This window comes from Methanolobus tindarius DSM 2278 (assembly GCF_000504205.1).
GTDB classification, from domain to species: Archaea; Halobacteriota; Methanosarcinia; order Methanosarcinales; family Methanosarcinaceae; genus Methanolobus; species Methanolobus tindarius.
On the sequence record NZ_AZAJ01000001.1, the window covers coordinates 2600331 to 2621319 of the forward strand.

17 protein-coding genes and 3 tRNA genes are annotated in these 20989 nt (G+C 40.6%); 15 read left to right on the plus strand and 5 right to left on the minus strand.

The window, feature by feature from the left end; translation table 11 throughout:
- Positions 1-96: 96 nt before the first annotated feature.
- The 6 genes from METTI_RS12380 (at position 97) to METTI_RS12405 (ending at position 6149) form a co-directional block, all read left to right on the plus strand.
- Positions 97-606, plus strand: coding sequence for an allosteric regulator of homoserine dehydrogenase (locus tag METTI_RS12380; protein WP_023846165.1), 510 nt, complete (start codon positions 97-99; stop codon positions 604-606).
- Complete coding sequence (locus METTI_RS12385) at positions 606-1601, plus strand: homoserine dehydrogenase (RefSeq protein WP_023846166.1); 996 nt, start codon at positions 606-608, stop codon at positions 1599-1601. Before METTI_RS12380 ends, METTI_RS12385 begins: the two co-directional genes overlap by 1 nt.
- A gap of 31 nt (positions 1602-1632) precedes the next feature.
- Positions 1633-3324 (plus strand): ATP-dependent DNA ligase, encoded by a 1692-nt coding sequence (locus METTI_RS12390; protein ID WP_023846167.1) that lies wholly within the window; start codon positions 1633-1635, stop codon positions 3322-3324.
- Positions 3325-3396: 72 nt separating this feature from the next.
- Entirely contained in the window at positions 3397-3789 is a 393-nt protein-coding gene (locus METTI_RS12395; RefSeq protein WP_023846168.1) for a cupredoxin domain-containing protein, read from the plus strand.
- A 231-nt stretch (positions 3790-4020) separates the two neighbouring features.
- A complete protein-coding gene (locus tag METTI_RS12400; protein WP_023846169.1) occupies positions 4021-4881 on the plus strand; it encodes a phosphatase PAP2 family protein in 861 nt (286 codons plus the stop codon).
- A 41-nt stretch (positions 4882-4922) separates the two neighbouring features.
- The gene (locus METTI_RS12405; protein WP_023846170.1) at positions 4923-6149 is read left to right on the plus strand and encodes an MFS transporter; all 1227 of its coding nucleotides are present in this window, start codon (positions 4923-4925) and stop codon (positions 6147-6149) included.
- 24 nt (positions 6150-6173) lie between these two features.
- Here METTI_RS12405 and METTI_RS12410 read toward each other — a convergent pair whose 3' ends face one another.
- The 5 genes from METTI_RS12410 to lonB all read right to left on the minus strand — a co-directional run bounded on the left by METTI_RS12410 (position 6174) and on the right by lonB (position 13905).
- Positions 6174-6980 (minus strand): ATP-binding response regulator, encoded by an 807-nt coding sequence (locus METTI_RS12410; protein WP_023846171.1) that lies wholly within the window; start codon positions 6978-6980, stop codon positions 6174-6176.
- Complete coding sequence (locus tag METTI_RS15325; RefSeq protein WP_023846172.1) at positions 6980-9007, minus strand: CHASE4 domain-containing protein; 2028 nt, start codon at positions 9005-9007, stop codon at positions 6980-6982. The genes METTI_RS12410 and METTI_RS15325 overlap by 1 nt, the downstream gene beginning before the upstream one ends.
- Positions 9008-9299: 292 nt before the next feature.
- Positions 9300-10610, minus strand: a complete 1311-nt coding sequence (locus tag METTI_RS12420; protein WP_023846173.1) for a TldD/PmbA family protein — start codon at positions 10608-10610, stop codon at positions 9300-9302.
- A gap of 1 nt (position 10611) precedes the next feature.
- Complete coding sequence (locus tag METTI_RS12425; protein ID WP_023846174.1) at positions 10612-11943, minus strand: TldD/PmbA family protein; 1332 nt, start codon at positions 11941-11943, stop codon at positions 10612-10614.
- 60 nt (positions 11944-12003) lie between these two features.
- Positions 12004-13905, minus strand: coding sequence for an ATP-dependent protease LonB (gene lonB / locus METTI_RS12430; RefSeq protein ID WP_023846175.1), 1902 nt, complete (start codon positions 13903-13905; stop codon positions 12004-12006).
- Positions 13906-14085: 180 nt separating this feature from the next.
- Between lonB and METTI_RS12435 the strand changes: the two genes are divergently transcribed.
- From METTI_RS12435 to METTI_RS12475, 9 genes are all read left to right on the plus strand, one after another.
- Positions 14086-14532 (plus strand): hypothetical protein, encoded by a 447-nt coding sequence (locus METTI_RS12435; protein WP_023846176.1) that lies wholly within the window; start codon positions 14086-14088, stop codon positions 14530-14532.
- Between the two features lie 321 nt (positions 14533-14853).
- Positions 14854-14930: transfer RNA gene (locus METTI_RS12440), tRNA-Val, on the plus strand.
- 63 nt (positions 14931-14993) lie between these two features.
- Positions 14994-15066, plus strand: a tRNA-Phe gene (locus METTI_RS12445).
- A 13-nt stretch (positions 15067-15079) separates the two neighbouring features.
- Positions 15080-15151: transfer RNA gene (locus METTI_RS12450), tRNA-Gly, on the plus strand.
- A gap of 307 nt (positions 15152-15458) precedes the next feature.
- Positions 15459-16829 carry an MATE family efflux transporter gene (locus tag METTI_RS12455; RefSeq protein WP_023846177.1) on the plus strand — a complete coding sequence of 457 codons (1371 nt, stop codon included), beginning with the start codon at positions 15459-15461 and terminating at the stop codon, positions 16827-16829.
- A 142-nt stretch (positions 16830-16971) separates the two neighbouring features.
- Positions 16972-18390, plus strand: coding sequence for a sodium/glutamate symporter (locus METTI_RS12460; RefSeq protein ID WP_023846178.1), 1419 nt, complete (start codon positions 16972-16974; stop codon positions 18388-18390).
- 112 nt (positions 18391-18502) lie between these two features.
- The gene (locus tag METTI_RS12465; RefSeq protein ID WP_023846179.1) at positions 18503-18727 is read left to right on the plus strand and encodes a YgaP family membrane protein; all 225 of its coding nucleotides are present in this window, start codon (positions 18503-18505) and stop codon (positions 18725-18727) included.
- Positions 18728-18757: 30 nt separating this feature from the next.
- On the plus strand, positions 18758-19186 hold the full coding sequence (locus METTI_RS12470) for an EVE domain-containing protein (RefSeq protein WP_023846180.1): 429 nt from the start codon (positions 18758-18760) through the stop codon (positions 19184-19186).
- 66 nt (positions 19187-19252) lie between these two features.
- Positions 19253-20977, plus strand: coding sequence for an alpha-amylase family glycosyl hydrolase (locus METTI_RS12475; protein ID WP_023846181.1), 1725 nt, complete (start codon positions 19253-19255; stop codon positions 20975-20977).
- Positions 20978-20989: the final 12 nt, after the last annotated feature.

Here is a 20989-nt window from a genome sequence, read left to right on the forward strand (position 1 = left end):
AAAGGCAAACCAAAATATATAACTGCATTTAACGAGTATGGATGTTAGATTCAGAAATAGTTCTATTTATGTATTTATGATTTTATGAGGGTATACATGCGAGTTTCCATGGATATTGAGTTAAAAGATATTCCCGGGCAGTTGCTTCAGGCTTTAAGACCCGTTTCCGAGCTTAAAGGCAATCTGATTTCAGTGGTCCATCACCACGAAAAAAGGACTCCCCGCGGAACCATTCCGGTTCAGCTGGTTTTTGAGATAAAACCGGACAAGCTTGATGATATTGTTTCAAGTCTTGAAGAGAGTGGTATCGGTATCGTACGCATTGATGAGAAGAGATTTTTCGAGCATGGTGCAGTGCTGCTTATAGGACATATAGTCCACACAGACATACAGGATACCATAGACACCATTGACAAGACAGGTTATGCAGAAGTTGTTGATCTTAACCTTTCAATGCCAAAGATAAACATGGCATCTTCTGCTTCATTAAAAATAGATGCTGTAAGCAAGGAGCATATGGAATCAGCTATTGCTATTTTAAAGGAAATAGCAAAAAAGAAGGATCTGCTGGTAATTGAACCTATAAAAAGTCTGGGGGTAGCCTGATGAAAACTATTCGTGTATCAATTATTGGTTTTGGTGCCGTAGGTCAGGGTGTTGCCAGGGTACTGATTGATAAAAAAGAGTACCTTGAAAAAATGGGACTTGATTTTAAAGTGGTTGCTGTTGCAGATTCAAGATCCGCTGTCACTGATGATAATGGTGTTGACCTTAGTTCTGTGCTTTCCAGAAAACAAAATGAAGGTGTTGTAGGTTCTGAAAAGCTCAGTGGTCTTGAAATAATTGAAACAATGGACCACGATATTGTAGTTGAAACTACTCCTACTAATATTATAACAGGTGGCGTTGGTCTCCAGAATATGCTTTCAGCCTTTAAGCATGGAAGGGATCTTGTAACCTCAAACAAAGGTCCACTTGCAATGAAATATGGTGAACTTATTGACGCTGCAAAAGCAGGTGGTTCACATTTCAGATTTGAGGCAACAGTCGGCGGTGCAATGCCGGTTCTTAATCTTGCAAATGATGTGCTTGCAGGAAACACTATTACAAATGTTGAAGGTATTTTCAACGGAACCTGCAATTATATTCTTACTAGAATGATGGAAGAGCATGCTCCTTATGCACAGATGCTTGCAGAGGCTCAGGAGCTTGGCTATGCGGAAACCGATCCGACTTATGATGTGGAGGGAATTGACACCGCATTAAAACTTGTCATACTTGCAAACTGTGTATTCGGTATGAATGCAACACATGAGGATGTGACTATCACCGGAATTACAAAGATAACGCCTGAAGCACTTCTTCTGGCTCAGAATGAGGGCTATGTTATCAAACTTATTGGAGAGGTCAACGACAGCAGGATCAACGTTGCACCAAAACTAGTGCCAATAGATCATCCGCTTGCCGTTGGTGGTTCCCTTAACGTTGCTTCAGTTCAGACTGACCTTTCAGGTCCAATCACTGTAACAGGACGCGGTGCCGGTTCAATTGAAACCGCAAGCGCAATCCTCAGTGATATGATATCTATTTACAGGGACTAAAATCCGGCATCCATATTACAAGGGTGTATTAATGACAAGTTTCAAAGAATTTGCCAAGGCATGTAAGGTTATTGAAGGAACTCCGGGTTCCCTTGATATGACTGCTCTGGTTGCAGAGTTACTTGTAAAAGTAACTCCTGAAGAACTTCCTGTTGTCACTCATTTTGTAATGGGGGAAATCTTTCCTGCGTGGAGCAGTGAGGAAATAGGTGTTGGTGCAGGTATTCTTTACAGTGCTCTTGCAAAATCAGCAGGACTTTCAGTTGCTGATATCAAGGAGATTGTAAGGGAAACAGGTGACATCGGTGAAACAGCAGTCAAAGCACTGAAAAAAGTTTCAAGCGGCCAGGCTACCTTTTCTTCTTTTATGGAAGACAGTTCTGACCTGTCAATTCTTGAAGTCTATGAAAGGTTCCAGGCTATATCCAAAACATCCGGCAAAGGTTCCCAGACATCTAAGATGAAGAATCTACAGTATCTCTTCAATTCCGCATCATCTGAAGAAGTAGGCTACATAGCTCGTATTTCTGTGGAAGAGTTGAGAATTGGAGTAGGTGAAGGAATTGCACGTGACGCAATATCAAAGGCTTTTGATGTTCCGTCTGATGAGATTGAAAGGGCTTTCATGCTTACAAATGACCTCGGCCTTGTGGCTGTAACTGCAAGAGAAGGCGGCAGGGATGCTGTTCAGTCTCTTGGACTTGAACTTAACCGTCCAATCCGCATGATGCTGGCTCAGGTCACACCTGATTTTGACATAGCACTTTCTGATCTCGGAACCGCAGCAGTAGAATGGAAGTTTGATGGTGCCAGAGTGCAGATCCATAAAGAAGGCGACAGTATTACACTTTTCTCACGCAGGCTTGAAAACATCACAGACTCATTGCCTGATGTTGTGGAAGCTGTAAGGGAAAATATTGATGCGGAATCTGCCATACTTGACGGTGAGGCAGTTGCAATTGATGAGAACGGCAGGCCAAGGGCATTTCAGGATATACTGAAACGTTTCAGGAGAAAGTATGATGTACAGTCAACTGCACGTGAAATTCCTCTTATACTGAATCTTTTTGACATAATGTATCTGAACGGTGAGGAGTTGCTTGATCTCCCTCTTGTAGAGAGGAGAGCAAAACTTGAAGGCTGTGTTAGGTCTGGGGACAAAATAAGGGTTGATACCCAGTATATTACAGATGACCTTGACAAAATAATGGTAATCTACAACGAGGCTTTGAAAGCCGGTCATGAAGGTGTCATGATCAAGAACCCGCAGTCTCCTTATTCTCCTGGTAAACGGGGTAAGAACTGGCTCAAGAAAAAGCCGGTAATGGAGACACTGGACCTTGTGGTCATCGGTGCTGAATGGGGCTATGGAAGACGTACAAGTTTCCTTGGTTCCTATGCACTTGCATGCCATGATCCTGATACCGGTCGCTTCCTGCCTGTAGGGCGCGTAGCAACAGGTTTTTCCGATGAGCAGCTTGCAGAGCTTACTGATATGTTTTCTGATCTCATTGTTACAGAAGCTGGCACAGAGGTTGAAATAAAACCTGAAGTAATATTTGAGGTTGCCTTTGAGGAAATACAGAAGAGTGTCAATTATGACTCTGGTTATGCACTTCGTTTCCCAAGACTTGTCAATGTAAGGTCTGATAAATCCATTGAAGATGTGGAAACAATAGGTCGTCTCGAAGAAATGTATCTTGTACAGCGTGAAAGGAACTGAATGTTCATTTCACCATACGTCCTTTTTTATTTAATCAAAAGTGTTATTAGGCAATAGCAATTCTTCTCAAATATGAGAATCAGAAGTTTTGTTTTTCTTATTTTATTTGTATCCCTTATAAGTCTGATATTTTCAGGTTGTATTGATGAAAATGCAACGGATGATGTTTCAGCGGAAAATGTATCCGGGCAGGAAGCAGTAGATGCTGATACCATTGTTTATATTCAGGAATACGCTTTCCATCCGGATTATACAACCATCTCGCCAGGTGATACTGTCATGTGGGTAAATAATGACTCGGTGGCATTTATAATAAAAGGAACTCTGGTTGGTGGCGGCAGTTATCAATCTCCTACACTCAGGAAAGGTGATACATTCACGTACACCTTTGAAAACAAAGGTACATACAAGTACGAACTTGTAACCCATCCGTGGACAGATGGCGGTTTCATAGTTGTTGAATAATCTGAATAATTTTTACCATATTCCTTGTGGTCTTTAATTCCGATTATTACAGATTATAGCCACAAGATTTTATTTTATCCCGAAATATCATGCCTCATGATCTCATTTATCGAGGCATAAGATTTATTTATCATTGTAAAAATGTTTAATGCACGATCTATATACTCTATATAATTCTCTATATGGACTAAATTGAGCAATTTACAAACTAAAAAAGAGTAGTATGTTAAAATGACAGATATCCGCTTGATATTGATACTGTTTCCTGTTGTATTGATTATGAATATAGTAGCTTACTATATTTTTGTTCCTACTAAATACAGGAGAGGACAAAGATCATCTGCCGGAAAAAACACAGACAGCATTTCATTTGTCAGGGAAATATTACCGTACGTAGGTTTTGTTTCTGCTATTTACCTTTTAGTAAAATCACAGGGAATCATTGTCAACAAACTGGTACATTCATTTGGCTTTTCCCTTGATTATGATCTTGCAAAATACATCTTAATTCTTGAAGGCAGCAGAGTCAGTATTTTCCAGGCTTTTACAAGTCCCTTACTGACATATGCCAGTTCATTCATCTACATCTTTGGCTTTGCTTTCCTGCTGACTTTCACTTTCATATTCTTCCTGACAACTGATCAGTTAAGGGCGCTGAAAGAATACACCCTTGGAATATCTTTCATTTATATGGTGGCTTTCCCATTCTACATATTCACACCTGTGGAGGTTACAGGTTATACTCTTCCCGGTGTAAGCCCTTTGCTTTACAACCTCAGTCCGTTGATAGTTAATGGATTGAGAAGTGTGGATCCGTTATTTGATAATTGCTTCCCGAGTCTTCATGCAGCTCTTTCGATCCTTGCAATGCTATTCATAATTTTCAGGACAAATCTCAGGAGCCTGAAAGTACTTGTAGTTTTCATAACTCTTGCCATCCAGTTTACCATTTTCTATCTTGGTATTCACTGGATAACTGATTTTGTTGCAGGAACTATACTGGCTCTCTTGAGCTATTATCTCGCCACGAAGTACTATTCCCTGATAGTCTGTAAGTTCCGTAAAGTGTCAGGAGTTTCAGATGAATCCTGAGTGCTATTTCATTTATACTTTGATTACTAATCAGGTGTTACATGAAGGAATCCAAATCCTGCAAATACCCTGATACCCACGATAAGCTGGACCCTGCATTATATGTGCTTTCATTATCCAAATTATTCAAGGATCTGGGAACCGGGATGCTGGCTTTCCTGCTCCCGCTTTATATCGTTGGAATGGATAGTAACTTCTTTTCAGAAACCCCTATCGTTTTCAGGGCCGGACTCATAGCAACAGTTTTTGGTCTGTCAAATGCTCTGTCACAACCTTTCCTTGGCCGTTTGTCTGATAAACTGAACAGAAGAAAACCTTTTGTGATTATAGGGATGGCAGGCTTTACTCTGATATCGTTTATCTATGCAAATACCAGTAATTTTGATTACATGATATTGCTGAGAATTGTCCAGGGAATAACTGTCGGTGCAACTGTTCCTGCTATTGTTGCAATGGTTACTCATCTTTCATCGAAGAGCACAAGAGGAACCGCAATAGGCATCTATTCTACTGTCAGGGGTTTCGGATTTGGTACTGGATCTATTGCAGGTGGTGTAATTGCCAGCTATTTTGGTTATACAACTGCATTCTATGTGTGTGCACTGCTTGGACTTGCAAGTTTTATACTCATATCGTTTTTTGTATCCGAGACTCATAACGGGCAGTCTTCATCTGTATCCCCTAAAGAACCTGCAAAGGGTTTTCAGTTCACTATTCTTTCCATTGCAATGTTCATGATGATGGCAGGTATAATGATAATATTTGCATTCCTGCCGGAATATGAATCAAGATTCGGTACAGGTGAAATCTCCCTTAGCATAGCAGTATCTGCTTATGTAATTGTAAGGGTATTATTCCAGACTCCCATGGGAATGCTGTCTGACAAATTTGGGAGGAAAAAAATAATTGCAATGGGATTATTGCTGAACATTCCCATTGTAATTGGTCTTGGTCGTGTGGAAACCGTGAATCAGCTAATTATTCTGCGTGCAATACAGGGAATATCAATGGCTTCGGTGGAAACACCTGTAATGGCCCTGGCAGTGGATCTTGCAGGAATTTCTGTAAGCTCAAAGGTAAGTTCAATAACAGCATCACAGGCAGCAGGAATGGCACTTGGTCCTATTATGGGAGGTATCCTTGCCGGATACATTTCCTTTGAATTACCATTTTATATCTGTGCTGTAATGCTATTGTTCGCACTCCTGCTTGTCATTGTGGGAATAAAAGAACCGGCAGCAGACTCTAAGTTCAACACAGCAGGTTAAAATTAGGTTTAATTTTAAAAATGGTTAACTGTAGGATATATCATAACACCGGAAAGACTGCTCAATCTCTTTCCTCTCTGTAATATCATAAAAAATGATAACAGCACCAATAATCTCATTTTTCTTATTGGTAACCGGAGAACCTATTATATCTAGTGGTATGCGTGTTTTATCCTTTGAAATAAGGACAGTATCGTTCTCAAGTCCAAAAAAGGCACCTTCTCTGAAAACCTTTCTTGTGGGGTCTTCAACATCCTTATTTCCTTCACAGACAACCTTAAACACTTCATTGATTTTACTTCCGAGTGCTTCTTTTCTGGAATATCCGGTAAGGGCTTCTGCAAGCGGGTTTATATATTTGATGTTTCCGCTCATATCGGTGGATATAACTGCATCACCTATGTTGTCAAGAAGGGAATTGATGCAATTCTCATGGTTGAACTGTTTTTCTTTTTCCCTTTCACGTTTGTAGAGGGCTATCTCTATGTTAGTACGAAGTTCTCTCTCATCAAAGGGTTTGAGTATATGTCCGAAAGGCTCAGTAAGTTTAGCTCTCTGAAGCGTTTTCTCATCAGAATATGCTGTCAGGTAAATAATAGGTATCCCATAATTGTCGCGAATGGTTTTTGCAGCCTCAATACCATCAATTTTACCTTTGAGGACAATATCCATTAAAATAAGATCTGGTTGACACTGATCAATGAAGCTGATGGCATCTTCGCCGCTGTCTGCCATACAGGGCACAGAGTACCCGAAATGTTCCAGACTATCTTTAATATCCAGAGCTACTATTTTTTCATCTTCGACTATCATTATCTTTTCATTAGTCATTAGTAGTCCCTTCTTTTATAGGATATTTTTTTGAATTTGATTTTAAATTCCGTACCGTTTTCTCTTATGAGCTCTATGCTGCCTTCTATCTGTTCCACTAATGAAACAACAAGTTGCATTCCTAATGAGTCCGTGTTCATGAAATCCAGATCTTCCGGGAATCCGATTCCGTTATCCCTGATAGTTAACATGTATTGACCATCGATGTCCGGAATTATCTCGACAAATATTTCCCCCTTATGGTCTTTAAAGGCATGTTTCAGGGAATTTGAAACAATCTCATTAATGATAAGCCCCAGAGGTATGGCTGTATCAATATCCTGTGTTATGTTTTTAATCTTTATATCAATTTTGATATTTTCCGGGTCGCAGCCATATGTATTCAGAAGATATTTAGTCAGTGTCTCTATATATGACGAAAGTTCAATATTCTCAAGGTCACGGGACTGATATAGCTTTTCATGTGCAATAGCCATTGATTTTGCCCGGTTCTGGCTCTTTTTGAAAGCTTCAATAGTTTCCCTGTCGGTAAATTTCCGGGACTGAAGTCGCAGCATACTTGATATTATCTGTAGATTGTTCTTTACACGGTGATGCACTTCTTTTAGGAGAATATCCTTCCTTCGCATCTCCTCCGCCTGTTTTATTTCCGTAATGTCCTTGACCACCGCAAGAACCTCATCGTCACCAATGACAACGAACCTGACCTCAAAGTCTCTCATCTCTCTTTTTACAGGCATTGTGTAATGCATGGTATGTGTTTTATTTGTCCTGAGTGCCTCTTCAATAATATCCATTTCCATTTCTGCAATGTGTGCAGGAAGCACGTCTTCAAGTGTGATATTTAGGTCAGTCTCAGGTGATTCGTAAATGCAGCTGTCAGTTGAAAGTTTATAATTACATATGGTTCCGTCTTTTTTTACCTGGAACATCATGTCAGGCATGGCCTGCAAAATTGCATTGATGGTTGCATCCCTTTTGATAACAAGTCTCTGTGATTTTTCAAGTGATTCCAGCATCCTGTTAATTGAACTGCTGAGGCTTGCAACTTCATCGCTTCCACCATTTGAAACTCTTTTTCTGAAATCTCCGTTTTCACCAATATCTCTTACTTCATTCTGGAGTTTCTTAAGTCTGGAAATATGTGAACGTTCAAGCAGCAGGATAACAATTGCCCCAAAAACGATTCCTGTAAATACAAGAACTATCAGGAAATAGTTGATAGCATCGATTCCTTTCTGGTGTATATTTCGAAACATTCCAACTTCAATTGAAAACGCATTGTTTCCGTATACATCAGTAAAAATTGCATAGGAATATATCCGTGCATCATCAGTTACAGTAGTAATACTACTGTTTGAAGCATCATTATTTTTGAAGGATATATTTCCTGAAGTTTCCGTATTCTTTACGTCTTCTATGTTTAGGATGAGGTTTGTAGTTTCATGCAACCTTTCGATTTCTTCAGAATCGATAATCCTACCCATCAGCACAGTTCCTGCTATTTGTCCATGGCCACAATTTTTTACAACAGGCTGTGCGGTTATTATAAGGGGCTGTTCCTTAAATACAAGAAATCCGGTCTTTTTGCTACTGCAATTTTCGTGTTCCAGAAGGTATGGATTATTTTGCAGGTGTTCTTCCAGTTCATATGCAAAAGCAGAATCATTAACGATTACTTTTTCATAAGCTAATGTTTTATTTGCATTGTAAAAGAGCATGAAGTCAAGTCTTTGGTTGATAAAAGTTTCATCCATAAGGTATTTTTCAGTATAATCGCTGTTGTTGCCCTGAATAAAATTAAATGTTTCATCCCATACAGACCAGTCAGCAGTTTTACTTTCCAGATCCTGGCTGTCAAGTAATAGGATATTTTTTATGCAGACAGCATTCTCAATGGCATTCTCTTTCTCAAGTTTGTCATAACTGTCAATGACAATGGAATGTGAACTCAGGTATATGAATAATATAAGACCTATAAGAGTTGCACCGATAATGCCAAGTGTTTTTTTCTGCAGTGTTGCCATTTGCTTGCCCTTTATAATGAATACTTCTTAATCCGTTATTTTCTATGCTCTGGTTTGTTATATAAGAGCCTTATAATTTATATGGCTATATAATTGTTTCCTGCAATTGTGCATTATTCGGTGCATGTCTAAAACAACAGTGCCACAGCATACTTAAAATAATCGTTAATTGTCGTAAATATGCACATTTATGTAGTCATAATACAGAAAAAAAGAGAAAAAAACAAGCAGCTTGAGGAAATATTATAGTCCCGCAAGCATCTAATGTATGGGAAATACAACTCAATAAAAATTAACCAACGACGCTCATGTCAGAGACCCTGATGGATGGAGTAATGGTTCCACCAACTTTGCGAACATCAGTTCCTGCTCCGTTGATATTTTTCAGCATATCGAATATGTTGCCTGAAATCATAAGTGATTTTATTGGTTTGTCCAGTTTTCCATCTTTTATGGTGAACGCATTACGTGCTTCCACAGAAAAATCCCCTGAAATTGAATTTGCAGTGTGGGCACCAATGACTGTGTTTACATAAACACCACTGTCCGTGTCAGCTACTATGTCACAACTCGGGAAATCAATTATGAAATTCCTTGAACCAACAGAAGGTGTTGAAAGATATGAATTGCGTGAAGCATTACCTGTGCTCTCCACGCCATCTTTTCCTGCTGTGTAAGTGTCATACAGATATGACCTGAATGCTCCATTCTCAATGACAGTTGTCTTACGTGATGCAACTCCTTCATCATCGGCAATACCAGTGTCAATACCCCCTTCAAGAAGGCCATCATCGTATATGGAAAGTTTTTCGTCAGCTATAATTTCATCTTTCCTGCCAATGAGGTTAGAACGTCCTTTCTGCACGTTGTCGGCATCAATTGATGGTATGAATGTATTTTCAATGAGGTCTGAGAATGCAAAAGGATGAATGATGACTTCAGTTTTGTGTGGCTCAATGGAAATTGTGTTCTGTGATTTCTTTGCAAGTTCAGCGGCATTCTTTCCAATAGCTGCAAAATCAATGTCATTTTTACGTGATATTGCAAAGTCATATGCAGTAGAAGTTTCACCTTCATTTGTAATGACATCTACAAATCCTGATATGCCTGTACCCTCTTCTGAAACTTCAATTCCATTGCTGTTTAGTATGAGTCTTTCCCCATGGCTTCGGCTGAAACTACCGGATGTAACTATAATTCCGGGTGTAGCTCTTGCAGCATCTATCATTTCCATTGTGTGACCAATGCATTCGTCAAGTTCCATATTATGGATATCCCTGTCAAGAATACCTGATACAGTTGGATATTTCTGGTTGGATGGAAGTTTTTTCCAGTCAGGGTCAGCATCCTGTGTTTTTGCAGAGCTGACTGCATTCTTAGCAGCTTCATCAATGTAACTCATAATGTTAGTGCTGGAAAATCCCACCGCGCCGTCAACAATAGCACGAATACCAATTCCTGTTGTGATGTTTTCCTTGGCACCTTCTATCATATCTTTCTGGATATTGACAGATGTTTTCTGGCTTTTCACAATGTATACTTCAGCTTCCTTTGCACCATATTTAATGGCTGCTTGAAGTGCTTTTTCAGCAAGGTCGTACATTTCATGCCCCTCCTACCATTGCTTCGGATATCATAAGATGCGGGGAACCATCGGTGACAGGTACAAGCTGTCCGCCTTTACCACATCTTCCGGAGTTCATTTTAAGGTCGTTTCCTACCATTTTTACATTATTGAGAATCTCAAGGATTTTCCCGGAAAGTGAAACATCCCTGATGAGTGTTGTGAGCTGCCCATCCTCAATAAGGTATCCTTTTTCAGCATTGAACTGGAAAACACCTTCGCCGGTATTCACCTGTCCACCCCGGGAACCTATAAGATACATTCCATTCCCGATTTCTTCAAGCATTTCCTCAAATTTAGAATTGCCATTGTCAATGTATGTGTTGCTCATACGGACTATCGGTCTGGAATGTCCCTGGGCACGGCAATGTCCTGGTGTGCCTCCAAGTTTTGCTGCAGTTTCTCTTGAGTGAAGGTATGATTTAAGCACTCCATTTTCTATGAGTGTTGTTTTCTTGGTCTGCGAGCCTTCATCGTCAAAAGGGAAATAACCATATTCATGCATGGTTGGATCATCGATAATTGTTACAAGAGGAGATGCAATTGATTCTCCTATGCGGTTTTCAAGAACTGAGCTTCCTTCAAGTACAAGGTCTGCTTCTGATGCATGTCCGACTGCTTCATGAGCAAAAACACCTGCGAGCTCAGGGTCAAGTATCACCGGCATGTTTCCACCTTTTGCAGGTTTTGCATCAAGGAGTTGTAATGCACTGTTGGCAGCTTCTTCTGCAAGCTCAGATGCATTGTATTTGTCAAATATCTCATAGCCTGTAACTCCAAAGCGGCTTTCTCTTCCTGCCTGGTAGAGTCCTTCTCTGGAAGCCACAGCACTGATGGCAAACCCGGTGCGTACAACATCATATTCGCCCTCCACGCCTGTGGAATCAGTATACATTACCTTGTAAGATGATTCACTGTACACAGCACTGGTGCTGCTGATTCCTTCTTTTTTAGCATGTTTCCCGAATTCTTTCAGGTTGCTTACTTTTTCTTCAAGTGAAATATCCAGTGGATTTTTCTTAACTTTTGGAGCATTTGAGACAACAGGGCTGGCGATGTCCTGCATTTTTACTTTTTCCTTGGGAGATTTGTCATTCATGCTCACAGCAAGTTCAGAGGCTGCACGTATGGCTTTTTCAACATCAAAATCTCCGTCTGCGGAAGTGAATCCCCAGGAACCACCTTTAAGAGCCCTGACGGCTGCTCCTTTAGTAAAATTGACAGATATCTGCTCGATCTTGCCATTATCAAGGACAATGGACGTTGTAGTCCCTTCAATTATCCTCGTATCAAAAAAGTCTACACTATGCATTATTAACTCCTCACATTATGAATGAAACAAAAATTTAAATAAATGAGTAACAGCCCCTGCTCACACAGGGACTACTTCAGGCATTTCGGTACCTGTCTTGAGGCTGCTGATACTCTTAAGTTTCTCAAGGATTCTTTCCTTTTCAGGACCTACGAGACTGTGTTCTATAACCTCCACGATGTTGGTTACAGGAACTATCTCTATCTGATCCTTATATGCTTCTTCGATAAGCACGTCATCCTCGTTGGATTTTGGAATAATTACCTTCTTTATACCTGCTCTGGCTGCAGCTTCGATCTTGTAGGTTGCACCACCGATAGGAAGTACATCTCCTCTGACAGACAGCGAACCTGTCATAGCTACTGACTGATCGATCGGTATATTCTCAAGTGCTGAGATCACTGCGGTAGCAATGGATATGGACGCACTGTCTCCTTCCACACCTTCATAAGTTCCGATGAATTGGATGTGGATATCATGGTTGCTTATATCCTTGCCTGTTACGTTCTTGATAACAGCGGTAACGTTCTGCACAGCTTCCTTTGCAATATCCTTGAGCATTCCGGTTGCAATTACCTTACCTTCTGAGTTAGAGAGTGATGGAGCAACTCCTGCCATGATAGGCAACACAATTCCTGAATCTCCACCCATCACTGCCAGCCCGTTTACTCTTCCAACAGCGCTTCCCATCTTCTTGAAAAGCTGGTAATCGTTCTTGCGCTCAAGGTAATTATCAGCAAGCTGCTGTTCTATTGACCTTGCCATCTTCTTTGCAGCAAGGACGTGCTTCGCAGTAGCAACAGGGGCATCCTCTGAGTGGGCAATGTCACCTGCAACTCTCACAAGACCACCAAGGTCACGAAGTTTCAGTGTGAGATGTCCCTTTCTGCCAGCCCTTCTCTGTGCTTCGCGGATAACTTCATCCACAGCAGTCTGATCAAACGGCGGAATATGACCGTCTCTCATGACTTCCTGTGCCACGAATCTGACAAGGGTCTTGCGGTTATCAGGATTATCTTCCATGGATTCCCTCATAAACAGTTCGTATCCGTAACCCTTTATACGGGATCTGAGTGCAGGATGCATCTTTTCCATTGCGTCAAGGTTACCTGCTGCCACCATGATAAAGTCACATGGTACAGGTTCTGTCTTGACAAGAGCACCTGAACTTCTTTCGGACTGTCCGGTAATTGGATATTCCTTTTCCTGAAGTGCTGTAAGCAGGCTCTGCTGTGATTCAAGGCTGAGAGTGTTAATCTCATCAATGAACAGCACACCCTTGTGTGATTTATGAATGTCACCGCTCTCTACCCTGTCGTGAGCAGGTGTTTCAAGACCACCTGACTGGAATGGGTCATGTCTTACATCACCAAGAAGCGCACCTGCGTGTGTTCCTGTTGCATCAAGGAATGGTGCGTGCTCTTTCTGGTAGTTTGAAACAATGAGCTTTGGAATCATCATTTCTTCTTTTGGCATGAACTGGCGCGTAAGGAGCAATATCATTATTGCTGCAATAATACCCCACAGGAGCTGGCCAACGTAGAATGAATAGATAATGATACCGAATACCAGAATCATCATCAGCATATTACGTGACTGGGCCTTTTTCTGTGCTTCCAGTTTGTGTGCCATTACGATCTCCCTACCTTTTCCGGCAGGTACAGAACGTATTTTCGGATTATTGTTATCTTCAGGATTAGGGTATGCGAGTATATCCTGTAGTTCTTCCTTTGGAAGTAGTTCAGCCATCGCCTTTGAAAGCAGGGACTTGCCCGTTCCCGGACTTCCTATCATCATAACGTGCCTTCGCTGGCTTGCTGCTTTTTTTACCACCTCCACCGCATGTTCCTGACCGATTATCTGGTCTATTAAAAGTTCCGGAACATCTATGGAGTCTGTGGTTTCGAAATTGTCCTCGTACAGCTCAATCTCTTCACTAGAATCAGTAGTCTCTTTTTCCATAGTCTTCTCGCAAGTTTTGTGGTTTGTTCACAGTAGTACGTACAAAATATATACTTGACGGTTTTTATAATTATGCAAGTCAAAGTTATTATATTTAATTTGTGAGTAAAGTTAATATGATTATAGTGGCATCAGAATATAAGAAATTATGCCTTCCTTTGTTGCTCCGGACCTGATATTATGAAGCTCACAGCATTTCTGATAATAGTACTTATCATGTCCTTATTTTGGTTTTCGGCCAGTAATGACCTGATATCTAATGGAGAGGAATATCTCCATTTCAACCAGTTCTCAATGAGATTTCAGGGCACTGATGTGGTAATAACTGTTTCTTATGACATGGATATGTTCTCAAGTATATACATATCTCTTCTGGGCACACACAATCTGGAGCCGGCAATTGAGAATTTATTTTATGATTTTGAGAATTTTGAGGTGCTGGAGATTGGCCGAAACAATGCTGTAGTATTTGTAAAGGATGTTTCACGTAAGAATGACGAATATTATCTTTATGATGCACATGATCTGAATGGAACCGTAGATATGCTGACAATGGTTTTCCCAGATGGATCCTCGCAAAGTTTCATGGATGCCAGCTCCACAGAACCTACATTCTATTATGTTTGATGTGCGAAAAACCTTTACCCTCATGTTGCCATATAATATCGAAAGCAATATCTTTTTCATCCGTGTTGGATGCAGATTTGCTCCAAATCTCTCTTTTTTCATGAGATTGTCACAAGTGTTTTCAGTAATTTGAAGTGTTTCTGGTACGGGTTATGGAGACTGTTCTTTATATACAGGCTCATGAATTCTATCCGTTTACCCAAAAGGTTTATTATCTATTATGCATTATGAGGGGTGCTGATAAGCGCCAAGGCGTGCGATAATAGCACTAAAGTGCTAGAAAGCAGCAAGGTGTTTACAGATATTCGCAAACTGCATAATGGGCTCGTGGTCTAGCTGGTTATGACGTCGCCTTGACATGGCGGAGGTCCGGAGTTCGACTCTCCGCGGGCCCACCAAGACAGTTTTGCAACAGTTAAGTTTAAATGTAAAAGCAGCATTTAGGTGCTTCGGGTCATGATGCCCAGGTAGCTCAGTTGGGAGAGCGCTGCCCTGAAGAGGCAGTTGTCCCCGGTTCAAGTCCGGGTCTGGGCACCTAAGCAAAAGCACACCAGTAGTGTAGCGGTTATCACCGGGCGTTGCCAACGCTCGAACCCGGGTTCGAATCCCGGCTGGTGTACTGACTTTTTTCTTATTCACTCAGTATCCATTAAAGTATAGTATCGATAAGTTCTTTACTTTCACCTTGATAAAAAGCTGATCACCAGATAAGTCAATTTCTGAGGATGTGATATTCAATGTCAAAAGAAAAAACAGATGCAAAGTGCAATTCATGTTGCTGTGGTGGTTCATGTGGTTTTAGCATGTTCAAATTTTGGGTACTTATAGGAGTTTTACTTGGACTGATATGGTATTTTGTTCAATGACCATTATTGACAAATTTGACCGGTCTTTTCTGAATACTTTATGATCAGGGTGTCCTTTGTATGATAAACGAAAGGTCTGATATGCTTGCCAACGAGAATATAAAAAAGCTCATTTACAGAATGTCAACCCCTGCGATTGTGGGGTTGCTTGTGCAGGCATTTTACAATCTTGTGGACACAATTTTCGTTGGAAGAGGACTTGGAGCTGACAGTTCCCTTGGAATTGCAGGTATTTCTGTTGCATTCCCGGTACAGATGCTCATGATGGGTATTTCCATGGGATTAGGTATTGGAGGAGCCTCGATCATATCACGAGCTCTTGGTATGGGCGACCGTAAAAAAGCTGAGAAGGCTCTCGGGAATATGGTAATACTGGTAATAATTTCCAGTGTGATATTCACTATTTTAGGATTGGTATTCATTGATCCTGTACTGAAAGTATTCGGAGCATCGGAGAGCATACTTCCTTTTGCACGGGAGTACACGAAGTACATACTCATGGGGACAATATTCTTTGCATTCTCCGCAGCATTGAGCAATACCATAAGAGCCGAAGGACACGCAAAGTTTGCAATGTCAATCATGCTGATCTCCAGTATTGTGAATATTATACTTGATCCACTTTTTATCTTTGAGTTCAACATGGGAATAATGGGAGCTGCTGTGGCCACGGTAATATCACAGATAGTTGGCTGTGTATTGGTACTTCACTATTATACAAGCAACATCAGCCTGATTCCATTCAGGCTTGCAGATATGGTGCCTGACCTTGCTCTTTCCTGGGAGACCGTGAGCATAGGCATGTCAGAATTTATTTTCAACTCAGTTGAAAGTCTGGTTTTCATTCTCCTGAACCAGAGTCTCCTCGTATATGGAGGAGATATGGCCATTGCAGTATTCGGCATCATCATCAAGGTCTTTATGTTAACGCTGATGCCTATAATAGGAATAAAGCATGGCATCCAGCCTATTTTTGGTTTCAATTACGGTGCCGGTAATTTAGAGAGGGTACGGGAAACCGTTTCAATCTCTAACTATATTGTTTTTGGAATGTGTATACTGAGTGTCATTGTTGTATTCCTAATCCCTGAGCAGATTTTCCGCGTTTTCAGCACTGATGCCGGATTGATAGACGTAGGAGTGCCAGCAATAAAAATAAGTTTCCTCATGATGCCATTCATAGGTACTCAGGTTGTGGCAATGGCTCTGCTTCAGTCCCTTGGCAAGTCAAAAGGCTCACTGATGATCACTCTCTCAAGACAGATTTTCTTCCTGCCACCACTTGTATTCATCCTTCCATTGTACATGGGCCTGACAGGAATATGGGTATCATTTCCAATATCCGACTTTCTCGGATTCGTTGTAGCTGTTATTCTTATGAAAAAGGAAGTTAGTAAACTCGTGGTATCAGTACCACAAGGTGAAAGCTGAGAGTTTAACGAGTTGCTTTTTTTGAATATCTCAATAATTCAAAGACATACACTTAAATAATTTCTCTCCTGATCAATACAGGGAGTGAAAATATGGATGTGAATGAAATATTATTTCAGGACAATTTAGGTGACTTTTGTTAATGTCATCAGCTTCAATGGTTGGAATAAGCTTTCTTATACTGGGAGTTATACTTTTACTTGGAAAGTGGATAAGAGTCATTTCTCCTCCTCTCCAGAAACTTTTCATTCCCAGTTCCCTCATAGGAGGTTTTCTTGCACTATTTCTGGGTTCAGAAGTGCTTGGTAAAATAGCCACATTAACAGGTTATTACGGGACATTTCTTTCAGGTGGCTTATTTCCTCAGGAAATGATTGATATATGGTCCTCTTTACCAGGAATTTTTATCAATCTTATATTTGCAACACTTTTCCTTGGAAAGAAAATACCTTCTCTAAAGAACATATGGTTGCTTGCAGGACCACAGATTGCTCACGGACAGACCATTGCATGGGGTCAATATGTTTTCGGCATACTTGTAACGATTCTTATCCTGACTCCCTTCTTTGGAATAGACCCTACAGCAGGAGCTCTGATTGAGATATCATTTGAAGGTGGTCACGGTACTGCAGCAGGTATGGCCGCTACCTACGAAGAATTCGGATTCACGGATGCTTCGGATCTGGCACTTGGACTTGCAACAATTGGTATACTTTTTGGGGTTATACTTGGTATTCTCCTTCTGAACTATGGAATTCGGACAAATAAAACAGCGGTTCTGAATAAGTCTTCAGACATATTTCTTAATGAGAATTACCAGACAGGAATAATCGATTTTGACTCAAGGGAATCAGCCGGAAAAATAACAACAAGACCCGAATCCATAGAACCGCTGTCTCTTCACTTTGGATATGTAGGGATTGCTGTAGGAATTGGCTATATTATTCTGCATCTGTTGATAATTGCAGAAGATCTACTCTGGGGTCAGTCAACGGGCATTTACCTGTTTTCCCATATCCCGCTTTTTCCAATGGCTATGATCGGTGGCATTATTCTACAGTTCCTTCTTGAACGTTTTGATAGGTATCATACACTTGACAGGAATCTCATGATGCGAATACAGGGGCTGTCACTTGACATTCTGATTACCAGTGCAATAGCCACACTTTCCCTTGCAGTTATAGGAAGCAATCTGGTACCATTTCTTATCCTTGCTACCGTGGGAATTGTATGGAATCTGGTAGCTTTCCTGTTTCTCGGTCCTAAAATGATTCCTTCCTACTGGTTTGAAAGAGGTATTGGTAACTTCGGACAATCAATGGGAATGACTGCAAGTGGTCTTTTGCTCATGAGAATTGCAGATCCTGCAAACACATCTCCTGCAATGGAAGGTTTCGGATACAAACAACTTTTATTCGAGCCAATTGTAGGCGGCGGCATCTTCACTGCTGCTTCTGTTCCCCTAATATTCTACTTCGGTCCTCTTCCAATGCTTGCACTGGCGATTATTGTTATGATTTTCTGGAGTTCAATCGGGATTTTTTATTTTGGCAGAAAATGAAAATGTTCTCGCTATTTTCTTTTCGGGGTCAAAGTTTTATCTTATCTTTGACAAACTTAAGATAAACAGGACAGAACCAACGTTTCTTTTCTGTTTAAATGGGAGTGTAAATATGGATATGAATGAACTATTATTTCAGGAAAATGTAGGTGGCTTTGACCTCCTTATCAGGGCACTTTTTGGTACCATAGCAATAATAATCCTTGCAATGGACTTTGTCGAACCGGGTATTTTGCAATGGATATTAGCCATAGTTGCGCTGGTAGGTCTTTTTTCCTCAATAACCAGGCATTGTCTTCCTTATTCGTTGATAGGTTTCAGTACAGCACGAAAGTGATCTTCGTTATATTGTAGTTGGAATACAGATATGCAAGATAATATCGGTTACTGGCTTATAGTTGCATCCAGGGATCATGTATTTGCAGGAATTCAGGAAGGCTTCACTCAGGCTTCTCACGGCAGGAGAAACCCTCTGGAAAAGATGAATGTTGGTGACTGGATAGCATACTATTCTCCAAAAAGGATATATGGCGATACCAAACCATATCAGAAATTTGTGGCAATTGCAAAGGTTACCGGGGAGAAAGTATTTCAGGTGAAGCTTTCTGATACTTTTAAACCATACAGGCGTGAGGTTCAATACTTGCATGAAGTTCATGAAATCGACATCAAACCATTGTTACCTCAACTGGATTTTATCAAAAATAAATCCCGCTGGGGTCTTTTTCTCAGAAATGGTTTTCGCTCTGTTTCCAGAGATGACTTCTTGCTTATCTGTTCTGAAATGCGTGGCTGATTTTATCTTTTGTACAGGGTACAAATAATTATTATCTTTGTGTTACAATAATTAAAAGGGATTCATATGGGAGAAAATATCCAATCTGTTAAAGACATAAATTTTGATATCCAAAATGATGTTTTTCCTTCTCCTTCCGACTGGAGAGATGTGTTTATTTATTTTTTACTTGTGGACAGGTTTGACAATAATGAAGAGGCTATAGAGCTTTGCAACCACTTATCTGAGTCAGGAGAACCTGATATTTCAGAAGGTAAAAAGTTCCAGGGTGGTAACATTAAAGGTATAACCAGAAGACTTGATTATATCAGAGTTCTTGGTGCAAATGCAGTCTGGCTCAGTCCTGTATTCAGAAACCGCCAGGAAATGGATGAAAGCTACCATGGATATGGAATACAGGATTTCCTGAAAGTGGACGAAAGATTCGGAACTCTTGAAGACTTTCAGGAACTCGTAAAAGAAGCCCATAGTCGGGGCATGTATGTAATTCAGGACATTATAATCAATCATACGGGAGACAACTGGGAATATCCCGGAGATAATCCTTATTATTACTGGAAAGATGCCCCAGGTCCTTTTGATTTTGGAAAATGGCGTGCTTTTTCTAAAGAATCAGGTTCAAAAGATGGTATCGGTGAGAATGATGCTGTCTGGCCGCTGGAATTTCAGAATTCTGAATACTATAAGAGAAGAGGCCAGATTACTGACTGGAACGACAACGAACAGGCAGTTAATGGAGATTTCTTCACGTTGAAGGAACTGGATGTGCGCAGGTCGGATGTCCTTGATACTCTAATTAAGGTCTACAAGTACTGGATAAAAGAAACCGACATAGATGGTTTCAGAATGGATACGGTGAAACACTTGGAATCCAGTTCCACAGCCATCTTCTGTAATGCAATAAAGGAATATGCCAAGTCTATCGGCAAGCATAATTTCTTCATTTTCGGGGAAATAGTGGGCGATGACGCGACAATACAGAAATATATAGGCCGTAACAGTCGTATTCCGGGAACCAACGAGCGTTTCCCGTCTCTGGATGCAGCTCTTGACTTTCCCCTTTATTTTGTGCTTGAGGAAGTTATTAAGGGCTTCAGTAATCCTGAAGTGCTCAGGAGCAGGTATGAAGCTTTCAGGAACAATTATACAGACCACGGTGAAGCAGGTCGTTATTTTGTGACATTTGTTGATAATCATGATCAGATGATAAGACCATACAGGCGTTTCATGCATGGAAACAGCATTCATCAGCAAGTTGTTCTTGCAATATCTTACCTACTGACAAGTCAGGGCATTCCATGCATATATTATGGGACAGAACAGGGATTCAATGGTGGTGGGGATGATGATGCATATATCCGTGAGTGTATGTTCGGTGGTAGTTGGGGAGCATTTGGAACACAAGGATATCATTTCTTTAATCCTGAAAATCCGATCTATTGCGCGATATCAGAAGTTGCAGGGATAAGAATGTCAGAACCTGCACTCAGATATGGTAGGCAGTATTTCAGACCAGTTTCAGAAAATGGCACAGATTTTTATTATCCATCCTCAGGAAAAAGCATACTGGCTTATTCACGGATACTTGATACAATTGAGATTCTCACTGTCATGAACCTTGATTCAGAATCAGGGGAAAATTGCATAATCATAGATAGCAATCTTCACAGAAAAGGCCAGAAAATGACTAATTTGCTTTGTCCCGGACAGCAATTCATAATTGAACAGTCAGGTGAAACAATGTTTGTAAAAGTAGAGCTTGATGCTTATTCCATGCTTGTTCTAAAATAAGGCAGAAATCGT